Origin of the sequence: Aeromonas sp. R9-2 (assembly GCF_040908025.1) — a bacterium.
Taxonomy (GTDB): Bacteria; Pseudomonadota; Gammaproteobacteria; order Enterobacterales; family Aeromonadaceae; genus Aeromonas; species Aeromonas veronii.
The window spans coordinates 104290-119066 of record NZ_JBFOCX010000029.1 but is presented as its reverse complement, the minus strand read 5'-3'; the positions used below and the strand labels follow the sequence as shown (position 1 = coordinate 119066).

Below are 14777 nucleotides of genomic sequence, written 5' to 3'. Positions count from 1 at the left end.
CATGTTTGAAATTCTGATCCTGATGCTGGATGCGACCATCCGTACCGCGCCGCCGCTTATTCTGGCCGCCATGGCGGGCATGTTCTGCGAGCGCTCCGGGGTGGTCAACATCGCGCTGGAAGGCAAACTGCTGGCGGCGGCGTTCGCCAGCGGTGCGGCGGCGGCGGTCTCCGGTTCTGCCTGGATAGGTCTGGGTGCCGGGGTGGGTGTCTCCATCCTGTTTGCCCTGATGCACGGCTTTGCCACCATCACCCACCGCGGTGATCAGGTGGTGAGCGGCATGGCCATCAACATTCTGGCGGCCGGTCTGACCGTCACCCTGGGCCGTTACTGGTTCGATCAGGGTGGCCAGACACCGGCGCTCTCCGGTGATGCCCGTTTCGCCCCCATCGATCTGCCCTATGCCAAGGAGTTGTGGGATGTGCCGGTGATCGGCCAGCTCTACAGCGAGCTGCTGAGCGGCCACTCCCTGCTGGAGTACGTGGCGTTCGCCTGCGTGCCGCTGGCATGGTGGGTGATGTTCCGTACCCGCTTCGGTCTGCGGCTGCGGGCGGTGGGCGAGGCGCCCGCAGCGGTCGATACCGCCGGTATCTCTGTGGTGCGGATGCGCTATACCGCGCTCCTTATCGGCGGCCTGCTGGCCGGTATCGGTGGCACCTATCTGGCGGTGGCCCAGACGGCCCAATTCATCCCCAACATGAGTGCGGGCAAGGGCTTTATGGCGCTGGCGGCGCTGGTGTTCGGCAAGTGGCGCCCATGGAATGCCATGGCCGCCTGTCTGCTGTTCGGCTTCCTCGATGCGGTTGCCATCCGGCTGCAAGGGGTCAGCATCGGTGGTTTCGCCATTCCGGTGCAGGCCATCGAGGCACTGCCCTACATCCTGACCGTGTTCCTGCTGGCCGGTTTTATTGGCCGCGCGGTGGCACCGAAGGCACTTGGTACACCTTATGTGAAGGAGCGGGAGTAGCGCCCTCTATCGCGATACTCCCACCCACGCAAATAACGGCAGGCCCACTTCGGTGGGCCTGTTTTTTTATGGGCGGTATGGGGCAGACCAGCCGGGATCTGGATGGTTCTACAGAGGGAGGCGATGGTGTGAAGGGATAAAGGGGCTGCGTGAGTTGCTGCGGGTAGCGGCTGGCTTACAGGTGCATATCCCGCTGCCAGTACCATTAAAAACCCCCTCTTATCAGGAGGGGGTTGCAGAGGTTATTGCCGGATGAACCCTGAGGCTCAGGGAGCCAGCACCAGCTTGTAGACGCCAAAGCCGGGGTGTTTGGCATCGGTGGGCGGCAGGGTCTCTACATAGTTCAGCTTGCCACCGGTCAGGGCTTGCGCCTCGCTGCGTGGCGAGCTGTAGATGCGCAGATCCAGATTGGCGGGCAGGGGGGCCAGCTGCCAGTTGTTGTCTGCCGGGGGCTCGAAACCGGCCGGATTCTTCTCTGCCAGATCCTTGAGGTATTCGGAGAGCACTTCGCGGGTTTCGAACTGATCTTCATGGACGATCACCTTGGCGTTGATGCCCGGGAAGTTGCCACCACCGCTGGCGCGGTAGTTGTTGGTCACCACGTAGAACATCTGGGCCGGGTCGATCGCCTTGCCCTGATAGGTGAGGTTGGTGATGCGGTAGCTGTCGCTCACCTTGTTGCCATCCACATCGTAACGGGCGGGTTTGGTCACATCGACCTGATAGTTCACCCCGTCGATCACGTCGAAGTTGTAGGTGCGGTACTTCTCGTTCACCAGCCACTGGGTGGCGGTGCTGGCGGCATCGATCTTGTTGAACTGGACGGCGCTCTTCTCCAGCCACTCCTGTACGGTCGCGCCATTGATGGCGACCACCTGCAGGGTGTTGGGGTAGACATAGAGGTCGGCCACGTTGCGCAGGGAGATATCGCCAGCCGGTACATAGGTGAAGTCGGTCGGGCCGTTGCGACCGCCACGGAATGGCGCGGCGGCGGAGAGGATGGGCCATTTCTCCTTGAGCTGACCATCCTGTTGCAGTTTCTTGGCATGCCACAGCTGAGCGTCGCTGACGATCTGGATGGAGGGGTCATCCTGCACCAGCGCGAAGAAGCTGTGGATTGGCTTGGTGATCTTGCTGAGGGGCTCGTCCAGCCACTGGTTGGCCTGCTCGTGCTCGGCAATGACCTGATCGACTACCGCCTGATCTTCGGTGTTGCTGGCGCTGCTGTCGATTTTGCGCAGCTGGGACTTGCTGGAGGCCACTTCCCAGCGACCCTCTTTCCAGGTCATGTGCAGGTCGATGATGCCGAGGTGGTTGCCCCAGACGCCCGGCATCACGGTCGGTACGCCCGCTAGGGTGCCTTTCTCGTTGTCCACGTCGGTCATGTTGGGGTAGTCACCCGGGAAGGTGCGGTGGGCATGGCCCAGCAGCAGGGCATCAACCCCCTTCACCTTGGCCAGCGGCAGTGCGGCGTTCTCCATCATGGGTTCGCGCGGGTCACCTATGATGCCGGTGTGGGCCACGACCACGACGATGTCTGCACCCTTGGCGCGGATTTCGGGTACATAGTGCTCGGCGGTCTCGACCATATCGGCCACCACCACCTTGCCTTCCAGATTGCGTTTGTCCCACTGGGTGATCTGGGGCGGAGTCAGCCCCAGCACCCCGACCTTGATGGTCTGGGTATTGCCGTTGGCATCCTTCACCTGACGATCCAGCACCACATAGGGTTTGAACTTCTGCTTGCTCCAGTCGATGGTGCCCTTGCCATCACGGCTGAAGGCATCGGCCTGGAAGACGTTGGCGTTGATGTAGGGGTAGTTGGCCCCTTTCAGGGTCTCTGAAAGGAAGTCGAGACCGAAGTTGAATTCGTGGTTGCCCAGGTTGCCGACATCATAGCTCATGGTGTTGAGCGCCTTGATGGCGGGGTGGGTCTGCTTGCTCAGCCACTGCTGTTTGACCTGCTGGTCGTGGATATAGTCGGCCAGCGGGGTGCCCTGGATCAGGTCGCCGTTGTCGATCAGCAAGTTGTTGGCGTTCTCTTCGCGGGCCTTGCGGATCAGCACAGCGGTGCGGGCAAAGCCCAGCGAGGCATCCGGCTTGTTCTGGTAGTAGTCGTAGCTCAGCAGGTTGGAGTGGATATCAGAAGTTTCGATCAGCCGCAGGGTGAGATCACCGGGGGCCTGAGAGTTGTTGTCATCACAGCCGGACAGCAAAAAGATAACTGCCACCGCGCTCAGTTTGAGGGTGGTTTTCATTGTTGGATTCTCTTGTTATGGGTATGCCAGCGTGGTGCATTCTATCGACAGCAAAAGAATCCGATTGTGAGCAGGCTGGCAATTCGGGCTAATTACCCTCCTGTTAATAGAGTTATGACTCTGATTTTAATCTCTTTTTTTGTCTTTCTTTAGGGCCGCCACCCTCAACGCTATTTCACTGTTAGTCACCCTGTTGTCGTCACCGCTATGCGGTCGGGGCAAGCTGCGTGGCCAAGCGCTTCTGCGAGGCTGTAATGGTTGGTTACAGATCTCCATTCGACTGATAGATGACCTTTCCCTTAAATTCAGCGGCGATTGATTGCATCTAAAAAATTACAAAGCGACAGCAAGGAATAAAACCTCATGAAAATGCACAACAAAGCGCTGCTGGCCATCGCCTGCGCCGCCGCCCTGTCTGCCTGTGACAGCGAAAAAGCTGCCAACAGCATCGCCAAACGGGTGCCACTGGCCCTGCCGGAGGCGGGTCTTTACCAAGCGAATCTGATGAGCCGCGACGGCGACAAGGCGACGCCGCGCATGATCAAGGATCTGGATGGTCTGGCGCTGGTCTACCCGAAGGGTGAAACCGTGCAGCACTGGGGTGTCTGGGTGGATCATCTGGTGGGCAAGGTCGAGACCAACAGCCAGTGGCTGGGTCAGGCTGACCAGAAAGCCGACAAAGACGGGATCTACCCGGTGCAGTTGATCCGCAACAGCGAACGGCTCGGCACCAGCACGGCGCTCAGCTCGGTGACCAACGACCACAACCTCATCACCTTCCAGGATCAGCCGGTCATCGATCTGCAGGGCAAGGAGATCAAGCGCTGGGTTTTTGATTTCACCCGCACCGGCACCAAGTTCTCCGACAACTCCCCCATCTATTCCGGTTTCAGCGGTCATGTGGCGGTGACAGCCCTGACCACCAAAGCGGTGACCACGGCCAGCTGGAGTGCCACGGGCAGCGATGGCTTCAGCAGCGACATGGTGGGCAAGGTGGATACCACCAACAACGGCGGCAAGCTGACGGTAGCGATCGAGTTCCCGGCGGCAGGTTGTACGCTGGTGGGCGAGGGGAGTGCCACTGCAGGGTTGAGCAAGCTGACCATGACCGGGTTTGGCAAATGCAACTTCAAGCAATCCGCTGCCGCCACGCCGATCGAAAACCTCTGGAATGCCGCTCTGGCCCGGGCGATGGATAACAGCGTTGCCTATGTCACCACCTTTACCACGGATGCCAAAAAAGAGGCGCTGGTCATCGGCTTCCCCGACACCAATGGCTTTCTGATCACCGCTGACAAGCGATAAGCAGCTAACGGCAGGGGCGGGCAAACGCGCCTGAAACAACAAGGGAGCCAATGGCTCCCTTGTTGTTTTCAACGCACGGTTCACAGCAGGAACAGGGTCGCCAGCCCGAGGAAGATAAAGAAGCCGCCGGTGTCGGTGATGGCGGTGATCATCACGCTGGCTCCCACCGCTGGGTCGCGGCCGAGGCGGGTCATGGTCATGGGGATAATCACCCCCATCAACGCCGCCACCAGCAGGTTGAGCATCATGGCCAGGGTCATCACGGCGCCCAGCGCCGCATCCTGATAGAGCAGATAGGTGGCAATGCCCATGGTGCCGCCCCACACCAGCCCGTTGATAAAGGCGACGCCAAGTTCCCGCAGCAGCAGGAAGGAGAGATTGCCCGCCTGAATGTGCTGCAGCGCCAGCGCCCGCACTATCATGGTGATGGTCTGGTTGCCGGTGTTGCCGCCGATCCCGGCGACGATGGGCATCAGGGCCGCCAGTGCCACCAGCTGGGAGATGGTGTGCTCGAACAGGCCGATCACCCGCGAGGCGACAAAGGCGGTGCAGAGGTTGATGGCGAGCCAGGCCCAGCGGGTCTTGACCGCCTTGGAGACCGGGGCGAATACGTCTTCATCCTCGCTGATACCCCCCATCCGGCGCAGGTCGGTGTCACTCTCCTCATAGACCAGATCCACCACCTCTTCGACGGTGAGGCGGCCCATCAGCTTGCCCTTGCCATCCACCACGGCGGCGGAGAGCAGGTCATCCCGCTCGAAGGTGCGGGCCGCCGCTTCGTCGTTATCCTCCGGATCGAAGGTGACCGGATCCCGCTCCATCACGTCGCTCACCAGGGTGGCGGGTTTGTGCAGCAGTACAGTGGTGAGCGGCAGCTCCCCCAGCAGATGGTTGCGTCGATCGATGACGAACAGCTTGTCGGTGTTGGCGGGGATCTTGCCGCGCAGCCGCAGATAGCGCTGCACCGTGGCGAGCGTCACCTCGGGGCGGATGGTGATGATCTCGAAGTCCATCATGGCGCCGACGGTGTGCTTGCCGTAGCGGATCACCTCGCGCACCCGATCCCGCTCGGCGGGGGCCATATAGGTGAGCAGCCGCCCCATCAGGTTGCGTGGCAGGTACTGGCCCAGATAGATCTGATCGTCGATATCCAGGGTGCGCAGGGCGTGCAGCAGCTCCTTGTCGCTCATTCCGCTGATGAGGCTGTCCCACACCGTCTCCGACGCTTCGACCAGGATCTGGCCGCGCTTCTCCTCCTCCACCAGTGCCCACAGGGCATGACGCTCATCGGGCGGCAGCGACTCCAGCGCATCGGCGACGTCGGCGGCAGGCAACCCGTTGACCAGCGTTGTGAGTTCGCAGGTCTGATCGCGCTGCTCGGCATCCTGCACCACCTGCGGATCGAGCAGGCTGTCGGTGAGGGCATCATCGCGCAGCAGCAGAGTGAGAATGCGGGATCTGTCATCCGCGCGCTGCCGGGCGCTGTTCTTGATGGGAAGAGACATGGGATGAATTCCTGAGATGGTAGCCAAGGGCTCAATGCCCATAGGATACCAGACTTAAAACAACAGGTTATGACCGTGATGGGAGAAGAGGGGGGTAAAAGTGAGGCCACCTGCTGGTGGCCTCATGGTGAGTTGCCGAGGATACCTCAGGCGAGGGCTCGCTGGCGCTGTGATGCCTCGCCAAACCAGGCGAGCCGGTCGGCCAGGGTTACCACAGAACCCACCATGATCAGCGCCGGGCTTTCGACCCCCACCGCCAGCGCGGGCAACTGGTCTAGGGTGCCACGAATGACCCGCTGGCAGGGCTGGGTGCCGCGTTCGATCAGCGCCACCGGGGTGTTGCCTGCCTTGCCGTGAGCCAGCAGCTGCTCGCGGATGGTGGCACAGGATGAGAGCCCCATGTAGAAGACCAGCGTCTGCTTGTCTTTGGCCAGCAGCGGCCAGTCGAGATCCCGGGCGCCCCCCTTGCCGTGAGCGGTGACGAAACGCACGCTCTGGGCGTGATCGCGGTGGGTGAGCGGAATGCCGGCGTAGGCGGCGCAGCCGCTGGCCGCAGTGATCCCCGGCACCACCTGAAAGCCGATGCCGCTGCCGACCAGCGTCTCCAGCTCCTCGCCGCCACGGCCGAAGATAAAGGGGTCGCCCCCCTTCAGCCGCACCACCCGTTGCCCCTTCTGCGCCTCCTCCAGCAAGAGCTGGTTGATCCCCTCCTGCGGCACGCAGTGGTTGCCCGCCTGCTTGCCGACGAAGATGCGCTTGGCATCCCGGCGCACCAGCGCCATCACCTCGTCGGAGACCAGTCTGTCATAGACCACCACGTCAGCCTGCTGCATCTGGCGCAGGGCGTGCAGGGTGAGCAGGCCCGGATCGCCGGGGCCAGCTCCCACCAGCACTACTTCGCCAGCGCTCTGGCTTTCGTCGGCAAACAGGTTGTCGGCCAGCTGGTGGGCAGAGGCGCTATCGCCCCGCGCCAGCGCCTGACCGAGCCGATCCGCCCCGAGCAGCCGCTCCCAGAAGCGGCGCCGCTCGCCCATGCTGGCGAAGCGGGCCTTGACCCGATCCCGCAGGCTGCCGGCAAAGGTCGCCACGGCCCCCAGATGTTGCGGCAGCATAGCTTCCAGTTTTTCCCGCAGCAGCCGGGCCAGCACCGGCGCCTTGCCACCGGAGGAGATGGCTACCATCAGCGGTGAGCGGTCGATGATCGACGGCATGATGAAGCTGGAGCGTTTCGGGTCATCCACCACGTTGGCAAAGATCCGCGCCTGATTGGCGCTCTGGTAAACCAGCGCATTCACCTCGCGCCGATCGGTTGCTGCCACCACCAGCCACTTGCCCGCCAGTTGCTGCGGTGCAAATTCACCCGCCAGCCACTCGATGCTCCCGTTGGCAGCCAGTTCCGCCAGCTCGGGGTCGAGCTCGGGTGCTACGACTGTGAGGTGGGCACCGGCATCCAGCAGCAGGCGCGCCTTGCGCTCCGCTACCTCGCCGCCGCCGACCAGCAGCACGGGTTTGTTGTCGAGTCGGCAAAAGATGGGCAAGTAGTCCATGGGGCCTCCGGATCAGGCGGTTCGGGTCTGGTTGGCGGTGCTGGTGGTCTCGCTCATTGCGACCGGGCGCTCCGCCTTGGGGGTGGCATACCAGTAGCCGAGGCCCATAAAGAGGACGCCGGAGACGGTGTTGCCCAGGGTCACCCACAGCAGGTTGTGGCCGATGCCGCCCAGGGTATAGGCATCGGAGTGGGCGCCGAACCAGGAGAGGGCGAACAGGGTCATGTTGGCGATGGAGTGCTCGTAGCCGGAGGCGATAAAGGCCAGCAGGCACCACCAGATAGCGATGAAGCGGGCAGCCCCTTCGGTGCGCAGCGCCATCCAGATGGCGAGGCAGACCAGCCAGTTGCAGAGGATCCCCTTCATAAACAGGGTCAGCGCCGGGGCCTGGGTTTTGGCCAGCGCCACCTTGTGGGCCAGACTGCCTGCGTCCGGCAGCAGGCTGCCGCCGTAGGAGTAGATCAGAGCCACCACAACGGAGCCAATCAGATTGCCCGCCCAGGTCTGCGGCAGGATGCGCAGCAGGTCGGCCATGGTGATCTTGCCCGTCTTCACCCCGAAGGTGAGGAACATGGTGTGGCCGGTAAACAGCTCGGAGCCGGCGATGATGACGAGCGTCAGGGCGATGCCGAAGGTGGCCCCCATCACCAGCGGCCGTATGGCGGGATCCACCAGATTACCGAGGGTGAAGATGAGGATGATGCCGAGGCCCACATAGGCCCCCGCCATGGCGGAGCTGAGCCAGAAGCCGAGCTTGTCGCTGCGCTCGAAGCGGTTGATGCGGGCCGCGTTGGCGGCGCACTTGTTGATGGTTTCCGTGTACATCTTGTGAGTCCTTGAAAGGGCTGCCCACAGGCAGCCCGAAAGAGAGTGAAATCGGCGTTAGACGGCGACCCAGATCTGCTGGTCGCGTACTTCAACGGGGTAGCTTTGAACCGACATGGCGGGATTGTCGAAACAGTGGCCGTCGCTCAGGCGAAAGCGCTGCTTCTTGAGCGGGCTGGCCACCCAGAGTTCGCCGTCGTGTTCGCAGATCAGGCCCCGCGACAGCACGTTGGCGGCGAAGAAGGGATCCCGGTTGTCGATGGCGAACACCTCGGCGGCCGCGCTCGGGCGGAACAGGGCGATCTGGCGACCCTCAATGAGTGCGCAGACACCGGTTCCCGGCAGAATGTCGTTGAGTTGGCAGGCAAGTTTCATCATTTGGTCTCCACCTCGATCTGGTAGACGGGGATGCGCTCGGCCGGGGTCGCCGGTCGATGCTGGTCGCGTTCGGCGACGAACTGGACGTCCGGATCGCGCTTGTCGCTGTTGATGAAGTGGCTGAAGCGCTTGAGCGCCTCCTCTTCGTTGAGGGTGCGCGACCATTCGCACTCGTAGCTGTCGATGAGGGTCTGGATATCGCGCTCCAGCGTCTCGGCCAGCCCCAGCTTGTCGTCGACGATCACTTCGCGCAGGTAGTCGACGCCCCCTTCCAGATTGCCGAGCCAGACCGAGGTGCGCTGCAGTTTGTCGGCGCTGGTGACGTAGAACATCATAAAGCGGTCGATCAGCTTGATGAGGGTCTCTCGGTCGAGGTCAGACGCCAGCAGGTCGGCGTGGCGCGGCTTCATGCCGCCGTTGCCGCCCACATAGAGGTTCCAGCCAGCGTCGGTGGCGATGATGCCGACATCCTTGCCCTGCGCTTCCGCACATTCGCGGGTACAGCCGGAGACGCCGAACTTCATCTTGTGCGGGGTGCGAATGCCCTTGTAGCGGTTCTCGAGGAAGACCCCGAGGCCAACGCTGTCCTGCACGCCGAAGCGGCACCAGGTGCTGCCGACGCAGGTCTTGGCCATGCGCAGCGCCTTGGCGTAGGCCTGACCTGTCTCGAATCCTGCCGCCAGCAGCTTGCGCCAGATGGCGGGCAGATCATCCTTCTGGGCCCCGAACAGACCGATGCGCTGGGCGCCGGTGATCTTGGTGTAGAGCTTGTAGTCGCGGGCTACTTCGGCCACCGCCAGCAGCCCTTCCGGGGTCACTTCACCACCGGCCATGCGCGGGATGACGGAGTAGCTGCCGTCCTTTTGCATGTTGCCGAGGAAGATGTCGTTGGTGTCCTGCAGCGGGATATTGCGCGGGCTCAGCACATGCTCGTTCCAGCAGGAGGCGAGGATGGAGCCGACGGTCGGTTTGCACACCTCGCAGCCATAGCCCTGACCGTGTTTGGCCAGCAGTTCGTCGAAGCTCTTGATCCCCTCCACCTTGACCAGATGGAACAGCTCCTGACGGGAGTGGGGGAAGTGGGCGCAGAGGTGGTTGTTGACCTCGATGCCCTGCTTCACCAGTTCGGCGTTGAGCACCTGACTGATGAGCGGCACGCAGCCGCCACAGCCGGTACCGGCCTTGGTCTGCTGCTTGATGGCGGCCAGCGTGGTGTGACCCTCGGCCACCGCCTTGGCGATGTCGCCCTTGGAGACGTCGAAGCAGGAGCAGATCTGGGCGCTTTCCGGCAGGGCATCCACCCCCAGCGTCGGCTTGGCACCGGCGTAGGCGGGCAGGATCAGGGTGTCCGGGTGGCTCGGCAGCGGCAGGGCGTTGAGCATCATCTGCAGCAGGTTGCCGTAATCTTCCACGTCACCCACCAGCACGGCACCGAGCAATCGGCTGTTGTCCTCGCTCACCACGATCTTCTTGTAGACGCCGGCCTGATCGTCCTGGAACACATAGCTGTGGCTGCCCGGGGTGCGGCCGTGGGCATCACCGATGGAGCCGACGGAGACGCCGAGCAGCTTGAGCTTGGCGCTCATGTCTGCCCCTTCGAATCGGCTGTCGCCGCCGAGCAGATGGTCGACGGTGATCTGGGCCATCTTATAGCCCGGTGCCACCAGCCCGAAGAAGCGGCCCTGCCAGGCGGCGCACTCGCCGATGGCGTAGATGTCGGGGTCGGAGGTGAGGCAGTGATCGTCGATGACGATGCCGCCGCGCTCGGCGATGGCGAGATCACCGTAACGGCCGAGGGTATCTTGCGGGCGAATGCCGGTGGAGAAGACCACCACGTCCACTTCCAGCTGGCTGCCATCGGCAAAGGCGAGGCGGTGTTTCGCCTGCTCGCCGCCATGCATCAGGATCTCGCTGGTGCTCTTGCTGGTGTGTACCTGCACGCCCATGGATTCAATCTTGCGGCGCAGCAGCTGGCCGCCCTGACCGTCGAGCTGCTCGGCCATCAGTACCGGAGCAAATTCCACCACGTGGGTCTCTAGACCCAGTGCCTTGAGGGCACCGGCCGCTTCGAGGCCAAGCAGGCCGCCCCCGATCACCACTCCGCTCCTGCCACTTTTGGCGGCGCTGCGGATGGCTTTCAGATCCTCGATGGTGCGATAGACGAAGCACTCGTGGTGCTGACTGCCCGCAATGGGCGGCACCCAGGGGTAGGAGCCGGTGGCCAGCACCAGCTTGTCGTACCCGACCACAGTACCCTTGTTGGAGTGCACTTCGCGGTTGGCCCTGTCGATTTTTTTCACCGCTTCGCCGAGCAGCAGGCGGATGCCGTGCTTGTCGTAGAAACCGGGTTTGACGAGGGAGAGATCTTCGCTGGTGTGATGGGAGAAGTAGGAGGAGAGATGGACGCGATCGTAGGCGGGGCGGGGTTCTGCACCGAAGACGGTGATCTCGTAGCGGCCCGGGGCGGCCCGCTCGATCAACTCTTCGATGAAGCGGTGCCCCACCATGCCGTTACCCACAACGACCAGTCTGACTTTGCTCATGATTGCCTCTAGTTTGGAGTAATAAAACATCATTCTGGGGCTAGGCTACCCAGTCAGTCGGGGCGGGCAATTGATGCAAATCAAGTGTCTATTTATATATCTCATCAGGGGTAATTCGATAAAATTCAAAGATATACAAAAATAGGTATACCAGTTGAGTGTTTTGCAGCTGGGTGCGAGTGGGACATAGAGAGAAGGGGGCTATGTCTTAAAATGCAAAACGCCCCCATTTCTGGAGGCGTTTTTTTACAAACGGAACTGCGCTTACAGAATAAAGCGGCTCAGATCCTCATCCTCGACAAGCGCACCGAGGTGGGCGTTGACGTAGTCGGTGTCGATGACAAAGGTCTCGCCGGACTTCTCGGAGGCGTCATAGGAGATATCTTCCATCAGGCGCTCCATCACGGTGTGCAGACGACGGGCACCGATGTTCTCGGTACGCTCGTTGACCTGCCAGGCCGCTTCGGCCAGACGGCGGATGCCATCCTTGGTGAACTCGATATTGACCCCTTCGGTGGCCATCAGCGCCTTGTACTGATCGGTCAGGGAGGCGTTCGGCTCGGTCAGGATCCGCTCGAAGTCATCGGTAGTCAGCGCGGTCAGCTCGACCCGGATCGGCAGACGGCCCTGCAGCTCGGGGATCAGATCTGACGGCTTGGCGATCTGGAAGGCGCCGGAGGCGACAAACAGGATGTGGTCGGTCTTGACCATGCCGTGCTTGGTGTTGACGGTGCAGCCCTCGACCAGCGGCAGCAGGTCGCGCTGTACCCCTTCACGGGAAACATCGGGGCCCGAGCTCTCGCCGCGTTTGCAGATCTTGTCGATCTCGTCGAGGAAGACGATGCCGTTGTTTTCAACTGCGGCGATCGCTTTCTGCTTCAGCTCTTCCGGATTGACCAGACGGGCCGCTTCCTCTTCGATCAGCGTCTTCATGGCCTCTTTGACCTTGATCTTGCGCTTCTTCTTCTGGTTCTGGCCCAGGTTCTGGAACAGTCCCTGCAGCTGGTTGGCCATCTCTTCCATGCCCGGCGGGGTCATGATTTCGACGCCCATCGGGGAGGCGGAGAGCTCCAGCTCGATCTCCTTGTCATCCAGCTGACCTTCCCGCAGCTTCTTGCGGAAGATCTGGCGGGTGTTGGAGTTGTCGGCTTTCTCTTCCTCACCCCAGGTGTTGCGCGGGTTGGGCAGCAGGGCGTCGAGGATGCGCTCTTCGGCGGCCTCCTCGGCGCGGTATTTCATCTTCTCCATCTCGGTTTCGCGCACCAGCTTGATGGCGGCATCGGTCAGATCGCGGATGATGCTGTCCACTTCCTTGCCGACATAGCCCACTTCGGTGAACTTGGTCGCTTCCACCTTGATGAAGGGGGCGTTGGCCAGCTTGGCCAGACGACGGGCGATCTCGGTCTTGCCGACACCGGTCGGGCCAATCATCAGGATGTTTTTCGGGGTTACTTCATGGCGCATCTCTTCATCGAGTTGCATCCGGCGCCAGCGGTTGCGCAGGGCAACGGCAACGGCACGCTTGGCATCGGCCTGACCAATGATGTGTCTGTCCAGCTCGTGGACGATTTCTCTCGGGGTCATCTCGGACATGATGGTGTTCCTGTATCCGGGGCGGGCAGTGCCCGCCCCTTGGAGAATGGGGGTTGGCTGGTGGCCTTATTTGGCTGTGTAGTCCAGCACTTCGATGGTGTGGTTGCCATTGGTGAAGACGCAGATGTCGCCCGCAATCTTGAGGGACTTCTCGACAATGGTCCTGGCATCCAGCTCGGTGTTTTCCAGCAGGGCGATGGCGGCGGACTGGGCGAAGTTGCCGCCGCTGCCGATGGCGATGAGATCGTGCTCCGGCTGCACCACGTCACCGTTGCCGGTGATGATGAAGGATTTGTGTTCGTCGGCCACGGCCAGCAGCGCTTCGAGGCGGCGCAGGGCGCGATCGGTGCGCCAATCTTTGGCCAGCGCCACGGCGGCGCGCTCCAGATTACCCTGATGGGCCTGCAGTTTTGCTTCGAAACGCTCGAGCAGGGTGAAGGCGTCGGCGGTACCACCGGCAAAACCTGCCAGTACCTTGCCGTTATAGAGACGATGAACCTTGCGGGCGTTGCCCTTCATGACGGTATTGCCAAGAGAGACCTGGCCATCGCCACCGATGACGACCTGACCGTTGCGGCGAACTGAAACTATGGTAGTCACTTTACTTACCTCGCTTGAGCCGAATGACGGCCTGACTGTGCATGGCAAGAAAGATGGGGATGGCAAACGGGCTTTTCAACCCTGCCTTTGGTCGGGATAAACGGGGTAGCAATCAGGGTGGGTGCGAGTGACACCAAAAGAACAGGGCCGGGTGTTGCCACCCGGCCCTGCTGCAAACTATCCGCATTATTTTGTTTCAGACCAGACTACCGCTTGGCACACGATCACAGTTTGGCCATTGAACGTCGCCGAGGGAGAACCATACAGCGTGTAGCCTTGAGCTAGTGCCTCGCTGACACGAAAACAAAATGTCGCGTCATCAGGCCCAGTAATTAAGCGGTAAACCGGAAGGCCATTTGGTGGCTGTTTCGAATTTGTCATGCTCTGGTTCTCCTGCTGGTGACAGTATGCTAACCCTTCTTGGGAATGCAGCCGCTGATACCGGAGCTCTGCAGCTTGCTGTTGGCCGCGTCGGCGGCCGCCTTGCCGTTGAAGGGGCCCACCATCACCTTGTAGACGGTACCGTTGGCGCCATTGATCACCTGCAGGCTGGAAGAGAGGCCGGCGGTGAAGGCGATACGCGCCTTGAGCGACTCTGCGGAATCCTGCGAGCGCAGGGCGGCGCACTGCATCATATAGCGACCACTGTCGGCGGCTGCGGTCTGGGCTGGCGGGGTGGCCGCTTTGGCCTTGGCCGCTTCGGCGCGCTCCCGTTCCAGCTCGGCGCGGATCTCCCGCTCCATCCGCTCCCGTTCGGCCTTGCGGTCGATCGCCTGCTCTTGCGCGTTGGCAACCGGTGCGCCCGAGGTGGAAGGGGTGGTCGCCGGATTCGGCTGATAGGGCTTGGGCTGGCCGATGGGCGTTCCCGGTTGGGGAATGTCGGTCGGCACCGGCTGAGGCAGTTTTTCCGGCTGCAGGGTCAGGGTATCTGCCGGTGGTGGCGGCAGCACACCCGGCTGGGTCGGCGGCTCTATGATATCGACCTGCTTGTTCTCAAGCCGTTCGATGTAGCTCCACTTCTCCTGAGGCAGCCCGTTATTCTGCGCTTTTGGCTTGTTGGCCTTTACCTGCTCCTCAATGGTGGGGGCATCATTACCCTTGCCATTGATCATGTAAAGGAAGCCACCAAAGCCTGCCAGCAGTGCCACGACCAGCAGCACTGGAATAACAGGAAAGCGGCGAGGGGCCGCTTTCTTGGTATTGCGGCCACCCGCCCGACGTCGCGGGCGGCTGCCGACATAATCCCGGGTTGCCAT

Annotated in this window: 12 protein-coding genes; 2 read left to right on the top strand and 10 right to left on the bottom strand. The window is 61.9% G+C overall.

Translation table 11 applies throughout. The features are described from left to right. Nucleotide 1: 1 nt before the first annotated feature. A complete protein-coding gene (locus tag AB5Y71_RS16525) occupies nt 2–967 on the top strand; it encodes an ABC transporter permease (protein ID WP_021230728.1) in 966 nt (321 codons plus the stop codon). Nucleotides 968–1233: 266 nt separating this feature from the next. On the opposite strand, the gene AB5Y71_RS16520 is transcribed toward AB5Y71_RS16525, so the two are convergent. Next, nucleotides 1234–3225 (bottom strand): bifunctional 2',3'-cyclic-nucleotide 2'-phosphodiesterase/3'-nucleotidase, encoded by a 1992-nt coding sequence (locus AB5Y71_RS16520; RefSeq protein ID WP_368172026.1) that lies wholly within the window; start codon nt 3223–3225, stop codon nt 1234–1236. 363 nt (nt 3226–3588) lie between these two features. Here AB5Y71_RS16520 and AB5Y71_RS16515 point away from each other — a divergent pair, with 363 nt between their 5' ends. Then, nucleotides 3589–4530 carry a hypothetical protein gene (locus AB5Y71_RS16515; protein WP_368172025.1) on the top strand — a complete coding sequence of 314 codons (942 nt, stop codon included), beginning with the start codon at nt 3589–3591 and terminating at the stop codon, nt 4528–4530. Nucleotides 4531–4610: 80 nt separating this feature from the next. Here the strand turns inward: AB5Y71_RS16515 and mgtE are convergent, their stop codons facing one another. The 9 genes from mgtE to AB5Y71_RS16470 form a co-directional block, all read right to left on the bottom strand. Further along, nucleotides 4611–6035, bottom strand: coding sequence for a magnesium transporter (mgtE, locus tag AB5Y71_RS16510; protein WP_244774793.1), 1425 nt, complete (start codon nt 6033–6035; stop codon nt 4611–4613). Between the two features lie 146 nt (nt 6036–6181). Continuing rightward, nucleotides 6182–7582, bottom strand: coding sequence for a siroheme synthase CysG (gene cysG / locus AB5Y71_RS16505; protein ID WP_244774791.1), 1401 nt, complete (start codon nt 7580–7582; stop codon nt 6182–6184). 12 nt (nt 7583–7594) lie between these two features. Continuing rightward, complete coding sequence (gene nirC, locus AB5Y71_RS16500; protein WP_368172024.1) at nt 7595–8407, bottom strand: nitrite transporter NirC; 813 nt, start codon at nt 8405–8407, stop codon at nt 7595–7597. 57 nt (nt 8408–8464) lie between these two features. After that, entirely contained in the window at nt 8465–8782 is a 318-nt protein-coding gene (gene nirD / locus AB5Y71_RS16495) for a nitrite reductase small subunit NirD (RefSeq protein ID WP_005342540.1), read from the bottom strand. After that, on the bottom strand, nt 8782–11328 hold the full coding sequence (nirB, locus tag AB5Y71_RS16490) for a nitrite reductase large subunit NirB (RefSeq protein WP_368172023.1): 2547 nt from the start codon (nt 11326–11328) through the stop codon (nt 8782–8784). Before nirB ends, nirD begins: the two co-directional genes overlap by 1 nt. A gap of 264 nt (nt 11329–11592) precedes the next feature. Continuing rightward, complete coding sequence (gene hslU, locus AB5Y71_RS16485; protein ID WP_368172022.1) at nt 11593–12921, bottom strand: HslU--HslV peptidase ATPase subunit; 1329 nt, start codon at nt 12919–12921, stop codon at nt 11593–11595. A 66-nt stretch (nt 12922–12987) separates the two neighbouring features. After that, a complete protein-coding gene (gene hslV, locus AB5Y71_RS16480) occupies nt 12988–13521 on the bottom strand; it encodes an ATP-dependent protease subunit HslV (RefSeq protein ID WP_101318598.1) in 534 nt (177 codons plus the stop codon). 186 nt (nt 13522–13707) lie between these two features. After that, nucleotides 13708–13902 carry a DUF1737 domain-containing protein gene (locus AB5Y71_RS16475; RefSeq protein ID WP_083243790.1) on the bottom strand — a complete coding sequence of 65 codons (195 nt, stop codon included), beginning with the start codon at nt 13900–13902 and terminating at the stop codon, nt 13708–13710. Between the two features lie 29 nt (nt 13903–13931). Further along, nucleotides 13932–14777: an SPOR domain-containing protein gene (locus tag AB5Y71_RS16470; protein ID WP_368172021.1), complete on the bottom strand. Its 846-nt coding sequence runs from the start codon at nt 14775–14777 to the stop codon at nt 13932–13934.